A 24,999-nucleotide genomic window follows, 5' to 3' on the forward strand; every position below is an offset into this window, starting at 1 on the left:
AAGAACACCTACTTCTTTAATCTTATTTTAAGAGAAGGACGCTTGGCTCCTTTTGGAATGTAATCAGCAGAAGGGCCATCATAATCTCTTGACTTATTTCTCAGTGTATATCTTGATCCTTTTTTACTCATAATGATTACTTGCCTATCTTTACTTATTGACTTTTTCCATCCTTGCCTTCTAAGATTTTTCTCAAAATTCCTTTTTGTTACATTAGTAGCCCTGTTATTAACTATAGCTGTTTTCTTTTTTACATTTCTATAACTAGAATATGTTCTTTTTGCTTTAACTTTCTTCCTTGAAAGTTTATAAGACTTCTTCCCAGCACTAAATACCTTTTTCGCTCCCTTTAACTTTCCACCACCCAAAAATCCTGATGCTGCTGCAACTGCTGTACCTTTCCAGCCTTTACCCGATTTATAAGCTTTGTATCCATCATATACAGCAAATCCTGCATTGACAACAAACCATACCCAATGACCATCCGGGTCAACATTCATGACTGGGTTGTTGTTTCCATAGGTATATCCGTTTTGATCTAGTGCATCTCCATCGCTTCCTGGGTCTGGGTCAAGTGATAGGAATACGCCATTTTTTGGTTCATAGTAGCGGGCGATTAGATAGTAAAGTCCTGTTTCTTCGTCGAAGCGGTAACCAGCATAGCGATATGGGTTTCCTTTTACTTCTTCATTTTCTTTTACTTTTGTTGGAACGCCCCATGTATCGTATTCGTACTCAGCAACGATTTTTCCTGCACTATTTGTGATGGCTATGACATCACCGTGTGCATTGTAGTGATAGAAATATTTGTTTCCATTTTGCGTGAATGCAAGGAGTTGTCCACTCTCACCGTATGTGTATGTTTTTGTGACTTCGTTGTCTCCATCTGTTTCGTATAAAACATTCAGACTATCACCGTCATAAAAATAATTGGTGACTTTTCCATTCACTGTTTTTTGAATTCTATATCCACGCTCATCATATTTGTAAGTGACAAATGGCTTGTCTTCCCCTTTTTTCGTGATGGCCGTTATGTTATCTTCTGCATCCCATTTATAAAGGAATTGCCCGTCAGACGTTCGGTTGCCATTTTTGTCATAAGTTAAAGTCTCATCATTTACCTTTGTCAGTTGGTTCATGATGTTGAATGATGCGTTGATTGTTTTTTTAGTGCCATTTTTTTCAGTCGTGACGGTTTTTCTGTTTCCAAACCCGTCATATGTGTACCCAATGACCGTGCCATCTGGATAAGTTTCTTTGATCAATTGATCTAATTTTCCATATTCATAACGAATCTTCCCGTTGCTTCCTTGATCAACCGTTATTCTGTTTCCATTTTGATCATATTCGTAAGCTTCGTTTAAGATCGTTACCCCTTGGCTTGTTCCAATGTGCAAATCATTAATTAAATTGCGCTCATCATAAGCAAAGCTAGCACCACTGCCGTTACCTGTAATAAAGGACTGAACATTTCCATTTTCATCATAATCAAACGAATACGTAGAACTCGAATCCTTCATCTGCGTCATTTGATCAAGCTTATTGTAACTGAATTGGTTCGTTCCTTTTTGATTTCCGTGTGTCCATTCAAAGGATTTCAGTTTATCTGAATTGGCTGGATACGTCCAAGTTTGGCTGCTGCCACGCTCTGTTAACTTTGTGATGCGGTTTTGTTGGTCGAACGTTCTGTTTTTGGTTGTGTTTTGTTCTTTGTTAACAACCGTTGTTTCGTTTCCGTTTTTATCATAGCTAAAGTTATATTTTTCTGTCCCATTGTATGACTTGGATTTCACTCGGTCTGTTCCATCATACGTGAGAGACACTTCATGTCCATTTGCAGAAATTGTTTTGATTAAGTTGCTATTCGCATCATATTCACTTTTCAACACATTCCCTAATGGATCAATGGTTTTTGTCAATTTGCCCATTAGGTCGTATTCGAATTGATACGTCTGATCTGACTCTGCACGAATGGTTTTCGACTGTTCATTGCCCTCTTTATCATACGTTCTCACAATGGATGTCCCGTTAGATAAAGTGATTTTCTTCAGCTGATCAGCCTGGTCATATTCAAATGTTGTTTTTTCGCCTTTCGCATCTGTTTCAGAAAGTTTTTTGCCTGTTTCATCGTAGGCAGATTGAGATGAGTAACCAAGCTCGTCCTCTTCTTTAACTGCATAGTTCCCTTTTTCGTCGTAAGTGGTTTTCGTTAAAAGACTACCTTCTACTAGTCGGATATCATCAAACCAAGCCGTTCCCGTCGCACTTTTTTGGAAAACGATCTGTACGTCGACTTTTTTCAATGGTTTTGTTTTTGGTATGACAACCGCTGCTCGGTTCCATTCCTGTGTACCGGTTGGGAATTTCGCATTAAATGTTCCTGTTGTGCCATCTGTATACGTAACGAACGCTTGAAGTGAGTAATCATTTTCATTTGAGGCTTTGACATTTTCAGCCTTAGACATCCCAGTCAATGTGACATATACAGATTGATCATTCGCACTTTGTTCAATCGGTACAGATTGTTTATAGATGGCATTTGCTTGAGTTGAAGAGGTTCTTGTCATTTTTAACGAAACGTCATCGTTAAAGCCTTCTTCATTATCTAATGAACCACCTGTTCCGCTCCAGCTTGTTGTTTTATCCGTAAAGGAATTATTTTTGACAGGATTATAACTTGATGAAACTTCGCCTTTTTCTAGCTGAATCTCATCGAACCAGGCTTTTCCTTTTCCAGCCTTATCTCGATGATCCACTTCCATATAAATCACAGCTTTGCCTGCATGAGATGGCGTCGTAAACGTGACTTGGCGTTTTGTCCAATCGTTTTTGCCTGATAATGTGCTGTAACCGTTGCTGATCCATTGAATTCGTTTGTTGTTTGTATCTCTTAAATCGATGTTAAAAAATGCTCTTGCTTTTGTTAGCTCTGTCTTTATTTTCCCACTAAGTGTATACGTCGTATTTGGCTCTAGTGTCACTTCTTGAGTAGCAGAAGAATAGCCAAGTTCAGTTCCTTCAGTTGTCGACTGTGAACTGACCTCTAATACTCTGCCGCCAGATAACGGACCACTTTTCCCAGCTGTTTGCGCTAATTTCCCGTCATCCTTAGATGCTGTAAGCTTCCAGCCAGTTAGCGTATCTTCAAAACTGCCATTTTTCAATATACTCGCACCTGCAGCAAGTTCTTTACTCGTTTGTACCAAATTCCCGTACGAGTCATAAATACTTGCTGAAGACATATTTCCACTTTGATCCGTTTCAGATACAGCATCTAATCCATCGTAGGCGATATCTGTAATATCTCCTTCTGTATCTTTCACTTTAGTAACATCATTGTTTTTGTTATACTCGTAGGTTTCTGTCCCGTAAGCATCCTTAGCTTGAATGACGTTGCCATTTTTGTCATACGAATAGCTTTCTGTAGCTTTTCCTTTTTCTACATCATTGGGATCAGTTTCTTCTACGATTTGGTTGCCTTCATATTTCGTTTTAGTAGTAATTTTAAGCCCTTCCGTATCATCTACAACTTGAATTGGATTAGCTGCTTCATTATACGTATACTGTATTTTCCGGCCGTTTGGCTGCGTCAGCATGAGTGTCTTTTTAGACATATCATATGCATACTCAAAAGTTTCTTTTTTTGCATTGATCGCCTTAACTAAACGGTGATTTTCATATTGGTATTCTGTAAAAACAGGCTGATCTTCTGTGCTGTTTTGAGAGAATTGTTTAATCAATCTGCCTTCTTTGTCGTATTCATACAAGATGCTCGTTCCATCTAAATCAATGACTTTCACTAGTAAGCCTGCATCATACTCAAATGAAAGTTTTTTCCATTTTGGTCCTTGAACCGAGGTGATATGACCATCTTCATCATATTCCATTGTTATTTTTCGGCCAGATGCATCTTCCATTGAAGTGAGCTGATTGTTTTCGTTATATTTGTATGTCGTTGTATTTTTATGTCCATCTACAATCTTGGTGATTTTCCCACCATTTTTACTAAAGTGTGCAAAGGTTTGATCCTTCGTTTTTAACATGTATTCATCTTTTGATTCCGTTAATTCAAGGAAAATACCTGTTGGTGGTTGATACGTACCATCTGCTTTTTTTGTAAAAATATGAGTTGTAGCATCCTCATCAAGATAGATGGCACCTTCTTTTGTTGGCGTGATACTAGTTTCTACATCTGCGTACCACCCTTGTCCAAACAAGTGGTCAGCTGCATCTAAACTGTTGTAAGTTCGACCAATTCCAAGTCCTGGTCCTCTTCCATCAATCGACATTTCTTCTTCACTGACAATCACATTACCAGTTGCACCATTCAGCTGGCCGTCTGGTATATCAATAATCGACCAGTAATCCTCTGTCCCAAGGAATTCGGCACCTTCATGGAATGTCGGGTTAAAGGCTGGTGTCGGAATGGTTTCTCCATTTGCATCGTAGGCGGAAAGGGTAAAGGAGTAGTTCTTGCGTCCTTTATAATTTCCATTCGCATTTTCATAAACTGGTGATGGGTCTAGCGCTAATTCCCCGCCTTTACCATCTGTATGAAGCACATATTTCCCACTTTTAACTTCAGTAGGAGTCGGCCAAATATTCTTATTTTGTGTTGTCCAATGATCGACATCACCAACATCAAATGATTGATATGCCTTACCATTATAGATGTTAATTTTATATCCTTTTGCATTTTTTACTTTGTCCCAATGTAAATTGATATAACCTGTTTGGCTCTCTTTCGTATTCGTATAAGCATATCCAGATAAAGCTTTCGGTCTAGATAGATCAGGTAAAGTAGGTCCAGATGGCGGTGAAGCAATAGCTTCTCCATCTTTATTGTAGGCAATCACTCTGAAGGAATAATGTTTTTGAGCCGCATCTCCTCCAGCATTTTTATAAGTCGCACCAGGATGAATTGGAAGCTCAGCCCCTTTTCCATCTTGGAGGTGCAATGCAAATTTACCTGCTTTAATCTCAGCAGCTGTTGGCCATACTTTTTTTCCTTTTGTTGACCATGATGTTTGATTCCCAAGATCCAATGTCTCATAGCTTTTCCCATTAAACATTTGTATTTTATAACCGGTCGCACCGGAAACTGAAGTCCAAGAAAGATCAAAGTAACCTGTTGCGTTATTATTATTGAATCCTTTTGTACTAGGTGCTTTCGCTCTAGCCACATTCGGCACGACAGGTTTTACTTTTGCTGACATTGCGCCTTCACCTTGGTCAAAAATCGCACTTACAGCTACCCAATAATTTTTGCTTGTCGCATAATTACCACCTGAGTTTTTGTAAACCGGGGAAGGATCAACTGCTAATTCTGTCCCCCCTTTTCCATCTAAATGAAGTTTATATTTCTTAGCTGCAATCTCACTTGCTGTCGGCCAAATATTCTTTCCTTTTGTACTCCATGATGCCACATTCCCAACTGAAATGGCTTCATATTCTTTTCCGTTGTATAGCCACACTTTGTAACCTTTTGCGCCAGACACCTTTTTCCAACTTAAGTTTAAGTAACCTGTCCCATTTCCATTACTAAAACCTTTTACAGTTGGTGCATTTGCTTGTGGAATGGTATACGTGACTTCAATGACTGGTTTTTTGGTTGAGTTTGTTGATGAGATTATTTTTTTCCAATGGTCTTGTCCATTTCCATTAGCATGTAATTTAAAGCCGTAGTTAGCTGTTCCGCTATTCCAAGCTTTGATGGTCGATGTCACATCATAACTCGCCCATTGTCCTTTATATACGTTGGCCTTACCGATGTTTTTAGAACTTGGTTTATTGTTCCATGTTAGCTTTGTATGATCATAGTTGGCATTCACTGTATCAAGCCAAAGACCAGTTGCTTTCGTCCCGTAATATGAATGAGCAACATACGTTTTGAGCGTCGCTTTTGTTACATTCATATTTTGAATCGGTTTGAATGAATTAAACTTCATGAACGCGTAGTTTGTACCAGTTGTTTTATCATAATAGCCGGTTTTCAGGACATAACTTTTCAGATTAGCATCCCATTTTTGCGTAGATATTGAATAGTTTGTTGTTGGGTATGCACTCATAATGAATGTGTCTGATGAAACAGATAAAGAAGTCGATGGATCGATAGACACAGGATAAACTCGTTCAGGATCCTTGAGCCATTTCTCATCAGCAGTTACACGAAGTAAATAGCCATCATCTTCTTTTTGCAATTCAAAGCTCACATCTTCTGATCGAGCCACTTCGCCTGACTTTTCATCTAGATTTGAATCGGTCATAAACGGTTTTGGAACTTGAAAAATGGTCTGTTTTTTCTGATCAAAAAATCTAATAGAACCATCTTCCTCAATTTCTCCAGTTAGATCTGTCTTTATTTTAAAAATAAAAGAATTGTAGCCATCATATCGTTTGAGTACAATATCTTCTTTGATATTTTCATTAAAAGTAAATGATCGTAAATCAATATGTGGAAATACCTCTTCGTATGTAAGTTCGTTGGTGTTCTCTTTAAATTGTGCAGAGGTATCTTTGGAACGAATTTCTGATTTGTTTGTTCCTGAAGCTTTTAAAATTGAAAATTCAATTTGATGCTTCTTGTGTTCGAATGTAGCATAGAGCCCTTGCTTCATTTGTTTTTGAAAGGTTGAATCTAACCTTGCATTTTCCGTTTCTATTTCTTTTTTCGAAGTTGCTTTTAACTCTGGAGAGATGTCCTCCCACTCAGCATCTGGTGACTCTTTTATATGAATGGGGTCAGGATATACTTCTTGCGTAAATACTCCCTCTCCTTCATAGAAAAGTTTGCTATTGGCTGTTCTTTCCGAAAGAACTTCTCCGTCTTTTCCAATTTCAGCTTCATCAATCCCTGCTATTTCAAGGGTTTTTGAATCGTCTGTTTCTGGCATGCTGTTATGACTTGATTTTGTATTTTCTACATGTTCTTCTGCAAAAATGTCAGAAGGTAACATTGATATAAGCATCACAAAGGCTAGAAGCGCTGCAATATTTCTTTTCCAATTTACTTTTCTTTTTAGATTCATATTAATCTCCTTATCATATATTTGTAACATTTGTAACAATACGTCATATATCATAATATATTTAAGATATCGTTTCAATATTTTTCTAAAAATATATCATTCTTTCAAACTAAACCAAGTATCATCTTTTTATCAATATATCCCCAAATTCACTCATAAAAAAAGCATCCTAAACGGATGCTTCTACCAAATGATATTTTTTCAAAATACGATAGGTGATTTCTTTTGCTTCTAGTCCGGTGCCTTCTATATTTGTGGTGAAGATGTAGGTTTTGTTTTCATGTTTGATGAAGCCTGCGTACCAGCCGATGCCTGATCCGGAGCCTGTTTTTCCGTATAGCGTGGCGTGTTTCTCTTCTTCTTGTATCATCATTCGCTTGACGGTTCTCATAACAGATAGGTCAAATGGGAGACTTTCTTCATATAGCTGTTTAAGGAAATGGACTTGTTCTACTGGAGAAATGCGCAACGTACTGCTTAGCCAAAACTGATCAATTCCGCCAGATATGTCTTGATTCCCATAATGAATGGCTTTTATCCAATGGCCCATGCGTTCTTCCCCGATGTCACGTGCCATGGCTTGATAATACCAGACGACTGAATCTCTCATGCCAGAGCCCAGTGTATGGTCCTTATTCCAGTTATCAATCTCTCTTTTTACTCCGTCCCAATATTTGATGTCGTATTCATCTTTAACTGCACCTGTTTGAAGTCCAATTAAGGCATTTGCTATTTTAAACGTTGATTGAGGTGCAAAGCGCTTGTTCGCTCTTTTTTTGTTATACACCCATGGTAATTTTTCTTTTACTTCTTGAATCACAAATGTGCCTTCCTGCTCTTTCATGAATTCATCGACGGACCATTTTGGAGATGTTCCTTCACTTGATGCAGGCTTGCTCATACAAAGTGCTGCAAGCATCACGCCAGCAATCAGCCATTTCATCTTCTTTTTTTGCAAACAATCACCCTCTTTGCTCATGATTGCAATCGATTGTAGCATGCTGACTGATCAGAAATAAGAGCCGCTCGTCCTCTTTTTCAATAAAAAAAGCCGGTTTTATCCGGCTTTCTGTTTATTGTACGTTCAATTTTTTCTCTTCTATCGCTTGCTTTGCAATTTTCGAAATCGTCATATCGTCCATTGGTGGGTTATGAAGGCCAGCACGAATGTCTCGATAGTAACGTTGAAGCGGGCAGCTAAGGCTTAAGCTTTTTGCACCGACTAAACGCATGGCTTTATCGACCACTTGCAGACTATCATTAACGACTGTATGCTTCACAGCACCGAATTCATTGATTAACAGCTCTCTTTTCTCTGGCTGCTCATATAATGTTGTCGTTGAATAGATGACATGGCGTGCTTGCTTTAGTAGTAAATCAATTTCGCCAATCAGTGTTTGGACATTTGGCAGTTCGCTAATCGTTCCGCTAATACTGTTCGGTGAATGGGTGATGGCATACTGAACAGCATAGTCTCTTGCCGCTTGTGCAATCCCTAAATAACAGGAAGGAATATGTGCGATCCAAGGGTTTAACGTACCGCCCCGAGGTCCTTTTTGCACTTCAACCAACATGTCATCTGGAACTTCCACATGATCTAGAATTAAATCATGGCTCTCTGTTCCTCTCATGCCAACAACATCCCACGTTTCTTCTATAGAAACACCTTTTGTATCACGGTGAATTAAGAAGAAGCCCATCGCTTCTTTTTCTTCGATCCATACACCGACGAGAAAATATGTGAGTGCTGGTGACATCGTTGTGAATGTTTTCCTGCCACTGATCACCCATTGATCTCCTGATCTCGTTGCAGTTGTTCCAGGTTTGCCTCCTCTTGTTGGACTCCCTGTTTGCGCTTCACTGACGGCCCGGTTCACAAGAGCCCCATTTTTGATTTCTTCAGCAAAAAATTGCAGCTGCTTCTCATTCCATAGTTTCTTTTCATAAATTTCACCAACAACTCCTTGGTGCCAGCCGATCGATAAGGCAGTTGCTCCATCCATACTTCCTAGTGTTTCTTGAAAAAGGACCATATCCTTTACAGATTGACCCCCGCCCCCGTACTCAACAGGCAGAGACAACGTTGTATAGCCCAGTTTAACTAATGATTCGATATTCTGTTTAGGAAAATAGGCACCCTCATCATGTTCTTTTGCAGATTGTTCGATCGTTTCACGAAGGGATTCTAGTTGATCTAGCCAATTTTTTTGAAAATCTGTATCGACAAATAATGCTTTAGACAAAACGTATCCAACTCCTCTGTTTCTCGCAATCTATCATATCCGATTTATCCAATAGGTATTATTAAAACACACTTTACTTATAGGATTTAATGTGTTAAATTTTATCAATATTAAGTACATATGTCAAAGGAACGTGATGCTTTTATGATTTCTGCTACTAATCTACATAAATCCTATGGGTCAACTCATGTGTTAAAAGGAATTGATTTCACTGTACACGAAGGTGAAGTGGTCGCCATTATTGGACCGAGCGGATCAGGAAAAACAACCCTTCTCCGCAGTTTAAACAGCCTTGATATCCCAGACAAAGGAACGCTGACAGTTGGAGAAGCCACGATTCAATTTGAACAATATCGAAAAAAAGATCTTCTAAAACTCAGACAGCAATCATCTATGGTGTTTCAGCATTATCACTTGTTTCAAAATAAACGAGCACTTGAAAACATCACAGAAGGATTGATTGTGTCTCAAAACATGTCTAAAAAAGAGGCGGAAAAAATCGGAGAGCAATTGTTAACGCGAATTGGGCTGCTTCATAAAAAAGATGCGTTTCCAAGTGAATTATCCGGCGGTCAACAGCAGCGGATTGGGATTGCCCGTGCTCTTGCCATGAATCCTGCGGTGCTTTTGTTTGATGAACCAACGTCTGCACTAGACCCAGAGATGGTCGGAGAAATCCTTGAAATGATGAAAGATATTGCGAGCCAAGGCATGACGATGGTCATTGTGACACATGAAATCTCGTTTGCAAAGGATGTAGCGGATACGGTGATCTTTATGGCAGATGGGGAAATCGTTGAAAAAGGCTCACCAGAAGACGTCTTGATGAAGCCTCAGCATGAACGGACGAAACAATTTTTATCAAGAATTCATCGCGGGATGTGGCAAGGATTGGAGGAAGACAGATGAAGCGCAAGACTTTATTCACCGCCGCTAGTATCCTTCTGTTTCTCCTCTCTCTCATTGGCTGCAGCAGTGTGAAAACGACAACAGATGACGGCAGACAAATTGTCAAAGTCGCACTAAGCGCAGAAGTCAATCCGCCTTTTTTAGCCACAAATGACCGCAACGAGCCGATTGGCTATAACATCGATTATTTAAATGAAGTCGAGAAACGTTTGCCACACATTCATTTTGATTATATCTTTGGCGAGGAAGAATCCAATTTAATTGGGATCGGCGCTGGGAAATTTGAAATGGCGGCTAATTGGTTTTTTAGTAATCCTGAACGTGAAAAACGCTTTCTTTATCCTAAGGTTCCATACGGCTATTCGATGACAGGTTTAATTGTGAATGAATCAGAGCAAGATATTCAATCTCTAGACGATATGACATCAAAAAAGCTCGCTCCCGTCAGTCCTAGCGGCGGCCTTCGTTCCATATTAAATCAATATAATGAAGAAAATGATCGGAAAATTCCGCTCACGACCATTGAAAGCCCTTCAAACGAACTCAATTTAAAACGAGTCGAAAGTGGACGGTCCGATGCGGCTTTTATGAATATTTCGACCTTTGATACGATTCAAAAACATCTTCACCTGAAAGTCAAAGTGGGCGGCATTGTCTCAAAGGAACCTATTTATCTTGTCTTACAGCCTAGTCAAAAGAAACTAGCATCACAATTGGACCGAGTGACACAAGAGATGATAGAAGACGGAACATTACCTGACCTTGCGAAGAAATGGTTTGGCGTTGATTTCTTTCAAGATATTGACTATATATCAGAGCAAGGCTATCAATATGAAGAAAGGAAGGAAACGCCATGACGTTTACAGCTGGAGATTGGCTAAGAATCTTTTTACAAGTGGTGGATCGTCTGCCACTCACATTTCTGATGATTGTGGTGTCATTGTTTTTTGCCATCATCATCGGATTGCTGTTTGCTTGCATTCGAATCAAACAAATTCCAGTGCTGAAACAATTGGCGGTCATTTATTTGTCATTTACACGAAGTACGCCGCTCATTGTTCAGTTATTTCTGATTTATTTTGGCCTGCCTCAGCTTTTACTCATGGCCGGAATTCAAATCAATCATTGGGATCGTGTGTTATTTGTGATGATCACATTCTCGTTACATACGGGCGCTTATTTATCTGAAGTCTTTCGCAGTGCATATTCCTCTGTTGGGAAAGATCAGCTTGAAGCAGCTTACATTGTTGGGATGACAGATACGCAGGCATTAATGAGGATCATTATTCCGCAAGCCTTTCTCATTGCACTTCCGAACCTCGGAAATTACACCATTGATCTCGTAAAAGATACCGCCATTGCATTTACAATCGGACTCATTGATATGATGGGACAGGTCAAAATCATCCTAGGCAATAACTACGGGATAGGGATGTTTGAAGTGTACGTCATCATTGCAGTTGTGTATTGGCTGATTTGCATCAGTATTGAACTGATCACGATGCTACTGGAAAGAAAATTTGTGAAAGGCCGCACCAGCCTGTCACGCTAAGGAGGCGATTTGATGCAAACCATTGATATATCATTTGCGATTGACCAAATACCACATATTCTAAAAGGCGTTCCCTTTACCTTATTGATTGCACTTGTTTCTATGGCTGTGAGCCTTTTGATTGGATCTGTTTTTGCTTTCATTCGCCTCTTTCGTATCCCTGTGCTCCGCCAGCTGGTCACGCTCTATGTCTCATTTTTTAGAGGAACACCTCTCATTGTTCAGTTGTTTGCTTTCTTTTATGGCATTCCATTTGTTCTGACCAAAATGAATAGCACTTTTGGGTTGACCTTTCACCCGGATATGGTCTCCCCACTTACCGTTGCCCTTATCACCTTCAGCCTGCATTCAGCCGCACATTTAACAGAAGTGGTCCGCAGCGCACTCCTTGCGGTAGACAGAGGACAGCTTGAAGCGGCGAAAATCGTTGGCATGACCACCAGACAGGCGATGATGCGCATTATTTTACCGCAAGCGTTTGTGGTTGCCCTGCCAAACCTAGGGAATCAGCTCATTCAGCTGTTAAAAGCCACATCCCTTTCGTTTACAATTGGTGTACTGGAAATCATGGGGATCTCTCGCATCATTGCAAATGACGGCTACAAATTTTTAGAAACGTATCTTGTCTCTGCTTTGATCTATTGGATGCTTAGTATTTTCTTTGAACTCGCTTTTGCTTTGTTAGAGAAACGAGTCAGCGTGTACGGAAAATCTCTTGGACGTTAAAAAAAGAGAACGGCATCTGCCATTCTCTTTATCGTCCTACTTATTCAGCACTGACTAAAATTTTCACTTGATCTTTTTCATTGATTAATGCATGGAAGCCATCTTCGATCACATCGTCCAGCTTGATTTTCTTCGTGACGAGTGTATCTGCAGAGAAATAGCCTTTTCTCATTAAGTTTAATACAGATGGAAATACGTCTCTATAGCCGATGATTCCTTTGACTGTACGTTCTTTAATGACAATGTCATTCGGCATAATTTCTGCGCCTTTTTCCCAAATGCTTACAATGACTGTTTCACCTGAAATTCTAGTTGATTGGATTGCTTGCTTCAATACAACAGGTACACCTGTCACTTCAAAAGAAACATCGACTCCACCATTTGTGCGGCGTGCGATTTCTTGAACAACATCTTCATACTGAGAAGGATCTACAATGATCGCTCCAAGTTCTTTTGCTTTTTCTTGGCGCTCTTTTGATAATTCCACTGCATAAATGTCAGTAGCACCAGCTGCTTTTAATGCTTCAATGACAAGTAAACCGATTGGCCCACAGCCAAACACAGCTGCTGTATCCCCAGCTTGCACTTTACTAGAACGAACCGCATATAAAGCAACTGCAGAAGGTTCAACAAGTGCACCTTGCTCATATGAAATTTCGTCTGGTAACAAATGAAGTAATTCTTCATCGACAGATACATATTCAGAGAATCCTCCACCGCCACCAGCAAGTCCTAAGAAGCCCATGTTTTCATCTAAGTTGTAAGCACCTTGGTGCCCGTGAGTTGCAAAAATAGGTTCAACAACCACTCGATCGCCTACTTTGTAATTACTCACGCCTTCTCCAACTTCTACAATTTCACCAGAGAACTCGTGTCCCAGTGTAATGGGTGCTTTTTCTTTTGTAAGTGGATGAGGTTCATTCACAGGAATGAAAATCGGTCCGCCTAAATATTCATGTAAATCACTACCACAAATGCCGCACCATTTTACTTTCAGTTTCACTTTTCCTGGAGCAACTGTTGGTTCGTCAATTTCCTCTAGTCGAATGTCCTTTTGATCGTGCCAGCGTAGTGCTTTCATTTGTAAGACTCCTTTTCTCATCAATTTAATTAACTTACTTAAATAATGATAACATAATTTTTTTAATTTTCTAAGTAAGATGCACTATTTTTTTGACAGTCAATGGACGAAAAATGACAAAACATAGCAACAGACAAATAAGAAGCATACATAGGCAGCCAATCATGACAGAAGTACGTATCGATAAAACATGCGCCAATGCGCCGCATATTCCTGTCATCATCATCGTCAGAACAGCTTCACATAACGCATAAAAACTTGCCACTCTCCCCATAACCTCTACCGGGATATTCGTTTGATAAAAAGTCATAAAACCGGTGTTTGCAAATGCTAAAAAGAAAGCGAGAACAAAAAAGCCAGCTGCTGCGACAGTCAATGTGCTTGAAAAAGCATAGATCAAGTATCCAAAAGCCACAAACAAACTTCCCGCACCAAGCATCACTGAGATAGGCAGCCTTTCGACAATGACCGTATTGAGACATGCCCCTGCGATAATCCCTGCTCCAGCTACACTGACAAGAAACCCATATTCGGTATTGGTCAACATCAGCACTTCCTTTGCAAAAGCTGCTTCAAGTGAGTCAATGGCAGTCGGCAGCACTGTGATAGCGGCACTAAATAATAAATACACCACCATCACTTGGCGGGATGAGAGACTGAAACGAAACACAAGTTTTGCATCTTCCTTTAATACTGAGAGAGAAAAGCCTTTTTGTGCCCCGGCTACTTTTGACAAAATCGGTAAACACATCGTCAAAACAGCAGATATCAAAAGGCAGATTGCATTTACATAAATTGAAAGGACTGGTGTACCAATGAGAAAAAGCAACCCTGCTACGGCGGGTCCGAATAAAAATCCACCAGACTGAAGCAAAGATCGAATGGCATTAAACCGTTTTCGTTTATCCGCCGGGATTAGTGCTGTCATATACACCATCGAAGCTGGATGAAACATGGCTTGTGCCATATGAATGAGAAATAGCATCACATATACGATCAATAAGTGGCCTGAAAATAAGGCAAAGGGTAAACAAGCAATCAGAATGGCCCGGCATAAATCTAGACTGATCATGACATTCCGCTGATTCAGTCTATCTATTAAACTACCAGACCAGCTATTTGTTAAAAGAGCCGAGACAGGTCTTAACATATAGACGGCTGTTACAGCAAGAACGGAGCCCGTTTCCTGAAAAATCAGCAGATGGAGAGCAATTATATAAATCCATTCTCCTATGTTCGCAATACCAATCGCTCCAAGTAACATGCTCATATCCCGCCAATGTTTTTTCATCGTGGTGCCCTCCTTTTTGTCATAAAAAAATCCCGCCCCCAAGACATTTCTGTCTTGAGGACGGGATTGACTCCGCGTTGCCACCTCAGTTCATTCACCTGTTACCAGATGAACCTTAGCAGGTTATCGCTAACCCTTCTCTATAACGGGAGAATGCCGCTGCATCACCATCACAATGAATCCGGTGCAGAGCTAAGAGGCTTGGTTCTGTAACGCTTCCCAGCTCCTTCTCAGCTTCACGGAGTTCTCTGTGTGAGGCAGCCATTACATACTCTTCTCTATTTGCGCTTTATCTTTTTTTCATCACGATCTTCAGCTGAATTGTTCTATATTGTACTGCGCCTCCGTCAAGGCGTCAATATTTTTTCATGTTAATCCGCATAAATCATTTTTCTAGTCATGCCGCCATCAACAACCAAATCGGTTCCTGTCACAAATTGATTGTCTTCATCTGTTAAATAAAAACAAGCTTTGACAATATCCTTTGGCGTTCCTACTCGATTGGAAAGGTGCTGCTGATGGTCAATTTCTCGCAGGCTTTTCTCATCCTTCGTTTCAATCCATCCAGGGGAAATGCTGTTTACTGTTATGTGATCCTGACTAAAAGAAGCAGCCAGCGCATGAGTAAGTGCTGATATCCCGCCTTTTGATGCAGCATACGCTTCTGTATGAGGCTCTGACATGGTCGCACGGGTAGATGAAATATTCACAATGGAACCGCCGTTTGGATTCTCTTTGATATAACGTGCCGCTTCCCTTGCACATAAAAAAGCACCTCGTAGGTTTGTATGCAGCACATGATCAAACTCATCAACCGTTAGCTCATAAGGCGATTTTGTACACATAACCCCTGCATTATTGATGAGAATATCGATCGTTTGATAACGAGCCACAGCAGCCGACATGATGTCTTGAATACCCTTCTCTTGTTTCACATCCGTCTTTTTAAAAAAAGCCTCAAAGGACTCCTTTTTCAGCTGATCTTCCAAGCGCTTGCCCTTCTCTTCGTCAATATCCGCAAGCACAACACGCGCCCCTTCTTTCGCATAGCCATACGCGATCGACTCACCAATTCCATTGGCTGCGCCAGTGATGACAACTGTTTTATTGTGAAAGTTCATCGTTTATCCTATCCTTTCTCTCTTGAGATGTTGTCGTCTATCATACCACTCATGTATACATGATACCTAGTCAACTTATTGAACCATGCCAATCAATTACTTCACCATTAGGCCCTAATAAAGCAAGTGAGGCACTTTTTAATACTTGTTATCTTCATAATCTTTTATGATGATTGTGCTTTTAGCATGAAATGCATCAGAAATAGCAACACCTTTTTATATTTAAAAACACAAAAAACTTACAGGAAAAATCCTGTAAGTTTTTTTCGATGGATCATTATTTAGAAATCATGCCATGCGGGTCAATCACAAATTTCTTCGCCACACCCGAATCAAAATCGCTATATCCTTTAGGGGCCTGATCAAGGGAAATGACTGTCGCATTAACGGCTTTGGCGATTTGTGCTCTTCCGCTTAAAATAGATTTCATCAAGCTGCGGTGATATTGCATGACAGGGGTTTGGCCTGTCACAAAGGTATGGGCTTTGGCCCAGCCAAGTCCAATTCGCACTTTCAGAGATCCAACTTTTGCATCTTCATCCACAGCACCTGGATCTTCTGTGACGTAAAGTCCTGGAATTCCAAGTTTACCGCCAACTTTGGTAATATCCATAATTGTATTTAAAACGGTGGCTGGTGCTTCTCCTTGATCTCCATGACCCGAAGCTTCAAAACCGACACAATCGACCGCACAGTCGACTTCTGGCTCTCCAAGGATGTTTGTCATTTGTTCACCGATTCGATCATGTTTTCGTAAATTAATCGTTTCGCAGCCAAAGCTTCTCGCCTGCTCGAGCCTTTGTTCATTGAGATCGCCGACGATGACAGCAGAAGCGCCAAGGAGCTGAGCGGAATGCGCTGCTGCAAGACCTACTGGCCCTGCACCAGCAATATAGACAGTAGAGCCTGGTTTTACGCCAGCCGAATACGCACCATGAAAACCTGTCGGGAAAATATCAGAAAGCATCGTCAAATCAAGTATTTTTTCCATCGCCTGATCTTTGTCCGGAAATTTGAGTAGCTGGAAATCAGCATATGGCACCATGACGTACTCTGATTGGCCGCCAACCCATCCGCCCATATCTACATATCCATAAGCTGATCCAGGTCGATCGGGGTTCACATTTAAACACACATGGGTTTTTTGTTCTTTACACATGACGCAGCGACCACAGGCAATATTAAATGGAACTGATACGAGATCACCCTTTTGGATAAACTCTACATCTCGTCCAACTTCAACGACTTCACCAGTAATTTCATGACCAAGGACAAGTCCTTCAGGCGCAGTTGTACGCCCTCTTACCATGTGCTGGTCGCTCCCGCAAATGTTTGTTGTCACCACTTTTAAAATGACGCCATGCTCACACTTACGTCCAACATTGGCTTTAGGTACACCAGGGCCATCCCTTAAAACCAAATCAGGGTATCCAATATCCTCAACTGCTACATTTCCTGCTCCTTTGTAAACGACACCTTTGTTTCCCGACATGTTTTCATTCCTCCCTTTTTGTTTAAAAATGAAGTCTCTCCAAAATTCTCTCTTTCTCGGGCTTTTTCCTTCTTTTAACCGCACATTGACTCAAAAAATAAGTGACAAATGTCTATCTAGGAGAGAAAAATGTATTTTCCAGTCAAATAAAAAAGAAAATATTGAAAAAAAAGCTAAACATTTGCAGAACATTGTCGATATAAGGAATAAGCCAGACAGGTATCCTTAATCGACAAACAAATTCCTTATATATACTATCATTCCTTACACACCTGGCTGGCCCCTACATATGAAATGAATGCAAAAGACTCTTCTTGTGAAGAGTCTTTTTTATTGATGAATGATCAATTCCCACATGCAAAAAAGGCCCTTCTGGCGAAGAGCCTTTTTTTGAGTGCTTGTTCATTACCTGGGAAATATTTTCATCATTTTAAGGCTTTGATACAGATGTATGTATCATAATGGTAAACAGAGACGTCTCTAAAGTGATACGCTGAAAAAAGACAGCTGATGTCTTCTTCACTGTACGTTGAAAGAGACTGTGAGCGTTTTTGTTCCTTCATTAGTTCCTGCTTTTGAAAAGATAAGAATACTTCTCCATCCACTTGAAGAACACGATATACCTCTTTCATGACTTGTTCGATATCTGGCAAGTAATAGATGGTCTGCACTGTGAACAATTTATTGAATGATCTGTCTTCAAAAGGTAATTGCTCAGCTTTTCCAAGTGTGATAACGGCTTTTTCCTGCTCGACAAGCCTCTTATGTTTTCTTTTCGCGTATTTTACCATATGACGCGAAGCATCGATTCCATATACTTTCCCTCGATCAAGTTTTTCCGCTACTTTAGATAATGTCATACCTCTTCCAGTACCAATTTCTAAAATCCGGTCGTTTTCTTGTATATTTAAGAGTTGAATCGTCCATTGATTGATATTATGATGATTTTTCTCCATATAGCGGGCAACCCATTTTGAGAACAAGCCCTTTGGTTCCCTCATTTGTTTTCCAATCCAGCTTTGAATCAATGTCAACACCTGCTTTGCACCAGTAAATAAAACTATTTACGAATTTTCTTACTTTTCATATCGGCTCTCGCCTAACAAAAGTTAAGACCTAGTCCTAATTTCTTTGTCTTTTATTAGACGGCACCTTTTCTGAAAATGTTTCGCACGTAATGAAAAATATTTAAACAAATAGGCATTTTCATTAATTGTGCTCAGATTGATTTCGTTTTCTGCATGAGCTGCATATTTTATGAATGTATCTTGATTAGATAAAGGTGGTGCTAGATTATGGGCTTTGGCGGTTATTCTGGAGGCTACTGCGGTGGCTACGGTGGCGGTTTTGCAGGCGGATTCGCATTGCTTGTTGTACTGTTCATTTTGTTAATCATCATCGGTGCAAGCTGGATTTGCTAATGTAAAAGGAGCAGGAAACGATAACGTTTCCTGCTCCTTTTCTTTAATACCAATAGGTTGGATAATTGTACATATAGCGTCTGAGCATTTCTTCTTGCTCTCTTTGCATTCTGTATGGATTGCCGTACCCGTGCTTTAAAGAATGCGGAATAGACGCATACCCGTGCCCCACTGACGGAAACCTCATATATGGTGACATCGACATTCATTGATCACCTCACAATCTCCTTTTACGGTTATCATATGTGCAGGTGATCAATGTGGAGCGTGTCTAAACCTGGTCCTTCTCCCTTGTATAACAATCAAGCATTGCAAGCATCATAAACATGTCAATCTCCTCCTTTTCATGTTTTTATTGTCCTTTTTAGTTCATGTACTTTAGTTGTTTCTGCTTCATTTCTTCATAAAACGTTTCGACTTGTTGTTCATAAAGAACGGTTTCAATGTCCTTGTATTTACGCTGGATCGTCAAAGTAATAAAAAATAAATGGATTGTCATATACGCTCACCTCCCTTCAGTTCGCAGCACGCGAAATAGCCCGCAGATCTTCTTTATCAGTTGACCTGCGGGCACACAAAAATGCAGATCAAAAGACAGTGTCTTCTAACCTGCGATGGATGATACGTGAAATCCTCGTTTACTTAAACAGTTTTGTAGCGTGAACCGTAAAAGGTAAAGGAAGGACACGAGCTCTTCCACAGGCTGATGACATGATGAAATTGGTTGTTGAATTGATCACAAGTAGATACGAATAACATATTCTTCAGCCTCCTTTACGTTTTTAATTACTTTGTAAGTATATCCAGCAAGCACCATTTTGTAAACCTGTTTTTAGTAAATTAGATGATTTTTGTGTGTTTGACTAAATTTCTACAGTGATTCTTGTCCGATTATCCAGTGCAATTAAAAAAAGTCTCCTCATCACATGAGGAAACTTCAGAATGTTGACAAAGGGCTAAAATGAACTTGATTTTAGCCCTTTGTCTTCTTTTCAGCGTGATAGAAAACCTTTGAATTCTAGGAAGGACCAGTACCGGCGCGGAGCGAATTTGACATTCGTGAGCACCGGCACGCAGGACTGACAAAGAATGCGAGGGTTTGTCTACACGCTGAAAGTCTCCTCATCATATGAGGAGACTTTTTGCTTAATCTTCATCTAGTTCTTGTAGCTTTTTTTGAAAAAAGATCGCACGTTTCACGCAAAGGAAAGCAGCCAATAGGAAAACACAATCAACTGCCAGCATCAGCATTTTTGGTGATGCTGGCAGTTGCTGATTCGGTAAAATCGTACCAATATATAAAAAGGTGCTGACAGCAAGCAAAATAAAAGCGTATTGCTTGTAATCTGTCACTAAACCATCCCACTTTTTCTTCACTTGATTCACCTTCCCGTTATCAATGTCTATTGATAGCTTACCATAGTGAGAGAAAGCGAGGGGCATGTAAATCTATCCATTCGTTACTGCGTCGAGCCCTTGTTCAATATCATGTAATAAGTCATCAATATCCTCAATACCGACAGAAATACGGATTAAACCATCTGTGATACCAAGCTCTTCTCTGCGCTCTTTTGGAATGGATGCATGGGTCATGCGAGCAGGAACAGAGATTAAACTTTCAACCGCCCCTAGGCTTTCTGCGATTGTAAACAATTTCAATTGGCTTAAAAACACGTCGACATTTTCTTCTTTTCCAATATCAAAAGAAATCATACCGCCAAAGCCTGTTGCTTGAGTTTTTGCAAGCTCATGACCTGGGTGAGCGGTTAAACCTGGGTAATAGACACGTGTAATCGCAGGATGCTGTTCTAAAAACTCAGCAATTTTCTGTGCGTTTTGTTGATGTGCTTCCATTCTTAGTCCGAGCGTTTTCATCCCTCGCATTAGAAGCCACGCATCTTGCGGTCCAAGAATACCGCCTGTAGAGTTTTGAACAAAGTGCAGTTCTTCACCAAGCTCTTCAGTAGCTGTCACGACAAGTCCGCCCACCACATCACTATGGCCGCCTAAATATTTTGTGGCACTGTGCAAGACAATGTCAGCCCCATATGAAATCGGCTTTTGAAAATATGGGGTAAAAAACGTATTATCGACAATCATCAAGATGCCAGCTTCTTTTGTGATCCGGCTTATGGCTTGTAGATCGGTCATTTTCAGCAATGGATTGGTTGGTGATTCAATATAGACGGCTTTTGTTTCTGGTAAAATTGCTTTTTTCACCGCTTCAGGATCACTTGTGTCTACAAATGTGGCTTTAATGCCAATCCGGTTGAGCACCTTTGTCATCACACGATAGGTTCCGCCGTACACGTCGTCAGTCAGTACGATATGATCTCCGCTGTTAAACAGCATCATCACAGCTGTAATTGCAGCCATCCCTGAACCGAATGCATAGCCGTTTGCCCCGCCTTCAAGATCACGAATGACTGTTTCCAGTGCTGTTCTTGTTGGATTCGCAGTTCTGGAATATTCATATCCAGTGTGCTCGCCTGCTTTAGGCTGCTTATAGGTGCTGACTTGGTAAATAGGAACCGACACCGCTCCTGTTTTTTCATCACCAGTGATTCCACTATGAATCATCATTGTTTTTGGCTTCATTTTATTTTCCTCCCTCATAAATACCTTTACTTAGATAACGTTCACTGCTATCAGGAAAAATGGTCACGATCACTGTCCCAGGTGATGCCTTTTTCGCTTCCTCTAAAGCGGCAAATAGAGCGGCTCCAGAAGAGCTTCCGAGCAGAACACCTTCCTTTTCAGCTGCTTCTTTCACCATTCGGAAAGCATCATCGTCACTGACGGTATAAATCTCGTCAAATAAAGTCGATTCCATATAATCTGGAATAAATTCAAGGCCAATTCCTTCCGTTCTATGCGGTCCCGGCTTTCCGCCATTTAAAATAGATCCTTCTGGTTCCACGATCACTGTTTTTAGCGCTTCTTTTTGCTCTTTTAAATAGGCAGCACAGCCTTGAAACGTTCCGCCAGAGCCCGCTCCTGCTACAAACACGTCTATGTTCCCTTGGAGGTCAGACCATATTTCTGGCCCGAGCGTTTTATAGTAAGTCAATGGATTTACTTGGTTTTTAAATTGTAAGACGCAATAAGCATTGTCAAGGCTTGCCTCTAGTTCAAGGGCTCGATCAATCGCACCCTTCATCCCATCTTTTCTTGGTGTATGAATAATCTCTGCACCAAGCGCCTTCATGAGCTGTTGTTTCTCTTGACTAAAATGTTCTGGTACACAGAAGATCGGATGCAATTGATGTTTTCTTGCACTTAGCGCAAGCCCGATGCCTGTGTTTCCTGCAGTTGCTTCAATAATGGTTCCGCCTGGGCGCAGTTTGCCCGATGCCAGCGCTTCTTTAATCAGCATATCACCTAAGCGATCCTTAATACTTCCGCCTGGGTTCATCATTTCAAGTTTTGCATAAACATCAACACCTGCCGGCACACCCATCCCTGACAGTTTTAAAAGCGGTGTGTGGCCAATTAATTCCGTAATATCATGTATGACAGCCATATAAATCCCTTCCTTTGTATGGAAAAGAAGGGGAAACCCCTTCTTTTATTGTGTTTGCTTTATCATACGCAGGACAAGGTCTGTTGAGTGAATCGCTGCTTGCTCTAGAAATTGATCAAAAGAGATATTGGATTCTTTCCCAGCAATATCTGACAACGCTCGAACGACCACAAATGGCGTTTCAAATAGATGACAAACTTGCGCAACTGCTGCTGCCTCCATTTCCACTGCATACAGCTCTGGAAATTTCTCTCTCACAAACGCGACACGACTAGGATCATCCATAAATGAATCTCCTGTTGCAATCGTTCCTTTTGCCACTTGAATATGATCGATTTCTGAAGCAGATTCCTCTGCCAGCTTCACAAGCTGATCATCTGCGATGAAAGCAGCTGGTAATCCTGGCACTTGTCCATATTCGTAATCAAAGATCGTCACGTCCACATCATGATGTCTAACATCAGTAGAGATGACAATATCACCTACATTTAATGAGTGATGGAAACCGCCAGCTGATCCTGTATTGATCACATAATCTGGCTGAAAGCGGTCAAGCAGAAGTGTTGTGCTGACCGCTGCATTTACTTTTCCAATCCCTGATTTTAATAAAATCACTTCTTTATCTTCATAAACACCTGTTGTAAATTCACACCCAGCGATGTTTTCTTGTGTGGCATTCTTTAGTTGGTCTCTTAAAATCGTCACTTCTTCTTCCATTGCACCTATCACTGCGATTTTCAAATCAAAAACATCCTTTCATTCCCTTTTCTTCGCTTCTACGATCCACACAAAATCATTCATTTGATGAAAAGATGTGCTAAAACCTTCTTCTTCAAAGATTTGCTTTAACACACCTATGGATGGATAATATTCCGTTTCTAAATCCTCTGCAAGCTGATCGAACCCAGCGGCTTTCGCTTTGTTCGTTGCAGCTTGATGTGCTGCTTGATTTTGAAACATTGTATCAGCAAAGACTATTTTACCACCTGAGGGAAGGATGTTGCCATAGGTGTGAATGGCTTGTTTTTTTTCTTCGTCCGTTAAATGATGGAAAGCATATGAACTGACGATCGTATCAGGCTCAAAAGGTGGGGATGGAAACGATAAAAAATCTCCGTCATGAAATACATTTGGTATTCCTTTTTGAAGAGCCGCTTTCTTCATGGCCTCTGAAGGTTCAACGCCAAACACTTTCTTATCTGCTTGAAGCAGTGCCGCCGTTAGGTTTCCTGTGCCGCTTCCAAACTCAATGACATGTTGACCTGCACGGCGAGTAATCTCTTTTAGAATGGCCGGATACCGGCGAAACACTTCTTTATACTGCTCGTCATGACCACTTACAGTGTCATCATAAGATTCAGCCCAATGATCAAATAAAGAAAGAAACTCACGTCCCATTTTTCTTTCCCTCCACTTTATCTATTTATTCCTATCCGTATAGTATGTTTTATTCCGTCGAACAGTTCCTATCCTACCACATCTTCTGATTCTTTCCTACTAAAAAATACTGAGTGGGGTGGAAAAATATTTGCCCTTTTGAATGGGAGAGATTATGATGAATCTAGAGCATGGAGGGATGAATGAAATGGATTTTCAACTGGATTTTTTAAAGGACAAAATTGAATTTTTTGAAGCAACGTCTTTAAAAGAGCTTGAACAAAAGATCCAAAAACAAATTGAACATAATCAGGCGATCTTGCTGACTGTTCATTCTGTGAGTCATCAAACGACTGTCATTGATGATAAGATTTTGTATACAGCAGTTGTTCATTTTAAAGCGAATGTCTCATAAAAAAAGATCAGCGTATAGGCAGTCAGGTCTGTGCGCCGGTGCTAGTCCTTCCTAGACTGCAAAGGTTTTCTATCACGCTGAAAAGAAGAAAAAGGCTAAAATGAAGTTCATTTTAGCCTTTTTGCATGCATCTTTTTTATTTTAATTTTTCAACCTTCACAGGTTTCCAGCCTTTTTCGTCCACCCACGTAATTTCTACACGGTAGCGTTCACCTGTTGATTTATCACGGATGGTTCCTTTTGCATCTTGAGGTCCTCCGTTATTTCCTAACCAAATAACAGTCATTTGATCTTCTGAGATTCCTGTCGCATAGGACATGGCTTTGATCATTTCTTTCCAGTCTTTTGAGTTAGCATCATAGGTTGCTGTATGTGATCCCGATTGCTCTGTTCCTACAGGCTCCCAGTTATCGTTTTCATATGTTTTGTCTACGTCACTTGTTTTACCGCCATCTGTTTCTGTGGCATCTTTTAACGCATCTTTGTTTGGCTCTTCTTCATCATCTGTTTTCTTTGTATCGTCTTTTTTGTCAGATGAATCGTCTTTTTTCGCATCCGCATCATCGGATGTATCTTTCTTTTGATCTTTCACATCTTCTTCTGAGTTTTGTTTATTTTCACTCGATGCAGGTGCTGTTTTGGATGGTTCGTCTGCTACATTTGTATCTTTCGGTTTATTAAAAATTAACAAACTCGATGCGACAACCAAAATAAGCACCACAACGATACCAATTAATATGTTAAGCACCATATTCGCCTTTCTGCGCTTATCACGATGTTCAAATCGAGAATTTCTACTCAAAATCTCTGCACTCCTTTG

At 40.4% G+C, this 24,999-nt stretch carries 21 protein-coding genes and 1 pseudogene; 6 read left to right on the top strand and 16 right to left on the bottom strand.

Annotated elements, in window-relative coordinates:
* Positions 1 to 8: 8 nt before the first annotated feature.
* The 3 genes from NST73_RS12385 to NST73_RS12395 all read right to left on the bottom strand — a co-directional run bounded on the left by NST73_RS12385 (position 9) and on the right by NST73_RS12395 (position 9,271).
* Positions 9 to 7,028, bottom strand: coding sequence for a DNRLRE domain-containing protein (locus tag NST73_RS12385; protein ID WP_342473368.1), 7,020 nt, complete (start codon positions 7,026 to 7,028; stop codon positions 9 to 11).
* Between the two features lie 169 nt (positions 7,029 to 7,197).
* Entirely contained in the window at positions 7,198 to 7,986 is a 789-nt protein-coding gene (gene blaBPU, locus NST73_RS12390; RefSeq protein WP_342499116.1) for a BPU family class D beta-lactamase, read from the bottom strand.
* A 115-nt stretch (positions 7,987 to 8,101) separates the two neighbouring features.
* Positions 8,102 to 9,271 carry an acyl-CoA dehydrogenase family protein gene (locus tag NST73_RS12395; RefSeq protein ID WP_041090868.1) on the bottom strand — a complete coding sequence of 390 codons (1,170 nt, stop codon included), beginning with the start codon at positions 9,269 to 9,271 and terminating at the stop codon, positions 8,102 to 8,104.
* A 120-nt stretch (positions 9,272 to 9,391) separates the two neighbouring features.
* Between NST73_RS12395 and NST73_RS12400 the strand changes: the two genes are divergently transcribed.
* The 4 genes from NST73_RS12400 to NST73_RS12415 are packed head-to-tail and all read left to right on the top strand — an operon-like array spanning position 9,392 to position 12,458.
* Positions 9,392 to 10,180 carry an amino acid ABC transporter ATP-binding protein gene (locus NST73_RS12400; RefSeq protein ID WP_096881664.1) on the top strand — a complete coding sequence of 263 codons (789 nt, stop codon included), beginning with the start codon at positions 9,392 to 9,394 and terminating at the stop codon, positions 10,178 to 10,180.
* Complete coding sequence (locus tag NST73_RS12405) at positions 10,177 to 11,037, top strand: amino acid ABC transporter substrate-binding protein (RefSeq protein WP_039167149.1); 861 nt, start codon at positions 10,177 to 10,179, stop codon at positions 11,035 to 11,037. Before NST73_RS12400 ends, NST73_RS12405 begins: the two co-directional genes overlap by 4 nt.
* The gene (locus NST73_RS12410) at positions 11,034 to 11,732 is read left to right on the top strand and encodes an amino acid ABC transporter permease (protein WP_342499117.1); all 699 of its coding nucleotides are present in this window, start codon (positions 11,034 to 11,036) and stop codon (positions 11,730 to 11,732) included. Before NST73_RS12405 ends, NST73_RS12410 begins: the two co-directional genes overlap by 4 nt.
* Positions 11,733 to 11,744: 12 nt before the next feature.
* Entirely contained in the window at positions 11,745 to 12,458 is a 714-nt protein-coding gene (locus NST73_RS12415; RefSeq protein WP_041090876.1) for an amino acid ABC transporter permease, read from the top strand.
* 40 nt (positions 12,459 to 12,498) lie between these two features.
* Here the strand turns inward: NST73_RS12415 and NST73_RS12420 are convergent, their stop codons facing one another.
* The 5 genes from NST73_RS12420 to NST73_RS12440 form a co-directional block, all read right to left on the bottom strand.
* Positions 12,499 to 13,539 (bottom strand): 2,3-butanediol dehydrogenase, encoded by a 1,041-nt coding sequence (locus tag NST73_RS12420; RefSeq protein WP_008342621.1) that lies wholly within the window; start codon positions 13,537 to 13,539, stop codon positions 12,499 to 12,501.
* 70 nt (positions 13,540 to 13,609) lie between these two features.
* Positions 13,610 to 14,830: an MFS transporter gene (locus NST73_RS12425; protein ID WP_047946482.1), complete on the bottom strand. Its 1,221-nt coding sequence runs from the start codon at positions 14,828 to 14,830 to the stop codon at positions 13,610 to 13,612.
* Positions 14,831 to 15,201: 371 nt separating this feature from the next.
* A complete protein-coding gene (locus NST73_RS12430) occupies positions 15,202 to 15,951 on the bottom strand; it encodes an SDR family oxidoreductase (protein ID WP_047946483.1) in 750 nt (249 codons plus the stop codon).
* 277 nt (positions 15,952 to 16,228) lie between these two features.
* On the bottom strand, positions 16,229 to 17,443 hold the full coding sequence (fdhA, locus tag NST73_RS12435; RefSeq protein ID WP_017367682.1) for a formaldehyde dehydrogenase, glutathione-independent: 1,215 nt from the start codon (positions 17,441 to 17,443) through the stop codon (positions 16,229 to 16,231).
* 425 nt (positions 17,444 to 17,868) lie between these two features.
* Positions 17,869 to 18,471 (bottom strand): methyltransferase domain-containing protein, encoded by a 603-nt coding sequence (locus tag NST73_RS12440; protein ID WP_017367683.1) that lies wholly within the window; start codon positions 18,469 to 18,471, stop codon positions 17,869 to 17,871.
* A gap of 318 nt (positions 18,472 to 18,789) precedes the next feature.
* On the opposite strand from NST73_RS12440, the pseudogene NST73_RS12445 reads away from it, so the two are divergent.
* Positions 18,790 to 18,864, top strand: a pseudogene (locus NST73_RS12445) (YjcZ family sporulation protein); the annotation flags it as partial.
* A gap of 43 nt (positions 18,865 to 18,907) precedes the next feature.
* Here NST73_RS12445 and NST73_RS12450 read toward each other — a convergent pair.
* The 7 genes from NST73_RS12450 to NST73_RS12480 all read right to left on the bottom strand — a co-directional run bounded on the left by NST73_RS12450 (position 18,908) and on the right by NST73_RS12480 (position 23,785).
* The gene (locus NST73_RS12450; RefSeq protein ID WP_223255651.1) at positions 18,908 to 19,063 is read right to left on the bottom strand and encodes a hypothetical protein; all 156 of its coding nucleotides are present in this window, start codon (positions 19,061 to 19,063) and stop codon (positions 18,908 to 18,910) included.
* Positions 19,064 to 19,228: 165 nt separating this feature from the next.
* Entirely contained in the window at positions 19,229 to 19,363 is a 135-nt protein-coding gene (locus tag NST73_RS12455; RefSeq protein WP_008342648.1) for a YrzI family small protein, read from the bottom strand.
* A 647-nt stretch (positions 19,364 to 20,010) separates the two neighbouring features.
* On the bottom strand, positions 20,011 to 20,241 hold the full coding sequence (locus tag NST73_RS12460) for a YrhC family protein (protein WP_342467461.1): 231 nt from the start codon (positions 20,239 to 20,241) through the stop codon (positions 20,011 to 20,013).
* A 72-nt stretch (positions 20,242 to 20,313) separates the two neighbouring features.
* A complete protein-coding gene (locus tag NST73_RS12465) occupies positions 20,314 to 21,462 on the bottom strand; it encodes a bifunctional cystathionine gamma-lyase/homocysteine desulfhydrase (protein ID WP_327878395.1) in 1,149 nt (382 codons plus the stop codon).
* Between the two features lies 1 nt (position 21,463).
* Complete coding sequence (locus NST73_RS12470; RefSeq protein WP_024718360.1) at positions 21,464 to 22,387, bottom strand: cysteine synthase family protein; 924 nt, start codon at positions 22,385 to 22,387, stop codon at positions 21,464 to 21,466.
* A gap of 45 nt (positions 22,388 to 22,432) precedes the next feature.
* The gene (mtnN, locus tag NST73_RS12475; protein ID WP_144679901.1) at positions 22,433 to 23,128 is read right to left on the bottom strand and encodes a 5'-methylthioadenosine/S-adenosylhomocysteine nucleosidase; all 696 of its coding nucleotides are present in this window, start codon (positions 23,126 to 23,128) and stop codon (positions 22,433 to 22,435) included.
* 15 nt (positions 23,129 to 23,143) lie between these two features.
* A complete protein-coding gene (locus NST73_RS12480) occupies positions 23,144 to 23,785 on the bottom strand; it encodes a class I SAM-dependent methyltransferase (RefSeq protein WP_017358093.1) in 642 nt (213 codons plus the stop codon).
* A gap of 187 nt (positions 23,786 to 23,972) precedes the next feature.
* Between NST73_RS12480 and NST73_RS12485 the strand changes: the two genes are divergently transcribed.
* A complete protein-coding gene (locus tag NST73_RS12485; protein ID WP_024718362.1) occupies positions 23,973 to 24,179 on the top strand; it encodes a YrzA family protein in 207 nt (68 codons plus the stop codon).
* Positions 24,180 to 24,315: 136 nt separating this feature from the next.
* On the opposite strand, the gene NST73_RS12490 is transcribed toward NST73_RS12485, so the two are convergent.
* The gene (locus NST73_RS12490; RefSeq protein ID WP_017367687.1) at positions 24,316 to 24,981 is read right to left on the bottom strand and encodes a YrrS family protein; all 666 of its coding nucleotides are present in this window, start codon (positions 24,979 to 24,981) and stop codon (positions 24,316 to 24,318) included.
* Positions 24,982 to 24,999: the final 18 nt, after the last annotated feature.

The organism is Bacillus sp. FSL W7-1034, assembly GCF_038593365.1.
GTDB classification, from domain to species: Bacteria; Bacillota; Bacilli; order Bacillales; family Bacillaceae; genus Bacillus; species Bacillus altitudinis.

Coding starts and splice junctions, on each gene's coding strand:
- NST73_RS12385 (WP_342473368.1), bottom strand. CDS start 7,028: ATGAATCTAAAAAGAAAAGTAAATTGGAAAAGAAATATTGCAGCGCTT.
- NST73_RS12400 (WP_096881664.1), top strand. CDS start 9,392: ATGTCAAAGGAACGTGATGCTTTTATGATTTCTGCTACTAATCTACAT.
- NST73_RS12405 (WP_039167149.1), top strand. CDS start 10,177: ATGAAGCGCAAGACTTTATTCACCGCCGCTAGTATCCTTCTGTTTCTC.
- NST73_RS12410 (WP_342499117.1), top strand. CDS start 11,034: ATGACGTTTACAGCTGGAGATTGGCTAAGAATCTTTTTACAAGTGGTG.
- NST73_RS12415 (WP_041090876.1), top strand. CDS start 11,745: ATGCAAACCATTGATATATCATTTGCGATTGACCAAATACCACATATT.
- NST73_RS12420 (WP_008342621.1), bottom strand. CDS start 13,539: ATGAAAGCACTACGCTGGCACGATCAAAAGGACATTCGACTAGAGGAA.
- NST73_RS12425 (WP_047946482.1), bottom strand. CDS start 14,830: ATGAAAAAACATTGGCGGGATATGAGCATGTTACTTGGAGCGATTGGT.
- NST73_RS12430 (WP_047946483.1), bottom strand. CDS start 15,951: ATGAACTTTCACAATAAAACAGTTGTCATCACTGGCGCAGCCAATGGA.
- fdhA (WP_017367682.1), bottom strand. CDS start 17,443: ATGTCGGGAAACAAAGGTGTCGTTTACAAAGGAGCAGGAAATGTAGCA.
- NST73_RS12450 (WP_223255651.1), bottom strand. CDS start 19,063: ATGTCACCATATATGAGGTTTCCGTCAGTGGGGCACGGGTATGCGTCT.
- NST73_RS12455 (WP_008342648.1), bottom strand. CDS start 19,363: ATGACAATCCATTTATTTTTTATTACTTTGACGATCCAGCGTAAATAC.
- NST73_RS12465 (WP_327878395.1), bottom strand. CDS start 21,462: ATGAAGCCAAAAACAATGATGATTCATAGTGGAATCACTGGTGATGAA.
- NST73_RS12470 (WP_024718360.1), bottom strand. CDS start 22,387: ATGGCTGTCATACATGATATTACGGAATTAATTGGCCACACACCGCTT.
- NST73_RS12480 (WP_017358093.1), bottom strand. CDS start 23,785: ATGGGACGTGAGTTTCTTTCTTTATTTGATCATTGGGCTGAATCTTAT.
- NST73_RS12485 (WP_024718362.1), top strand. CDS start 23,973: ATGGATTTTCAACTGGATTTTTTAAAGGACAAAATTGAATTTTTTGAA.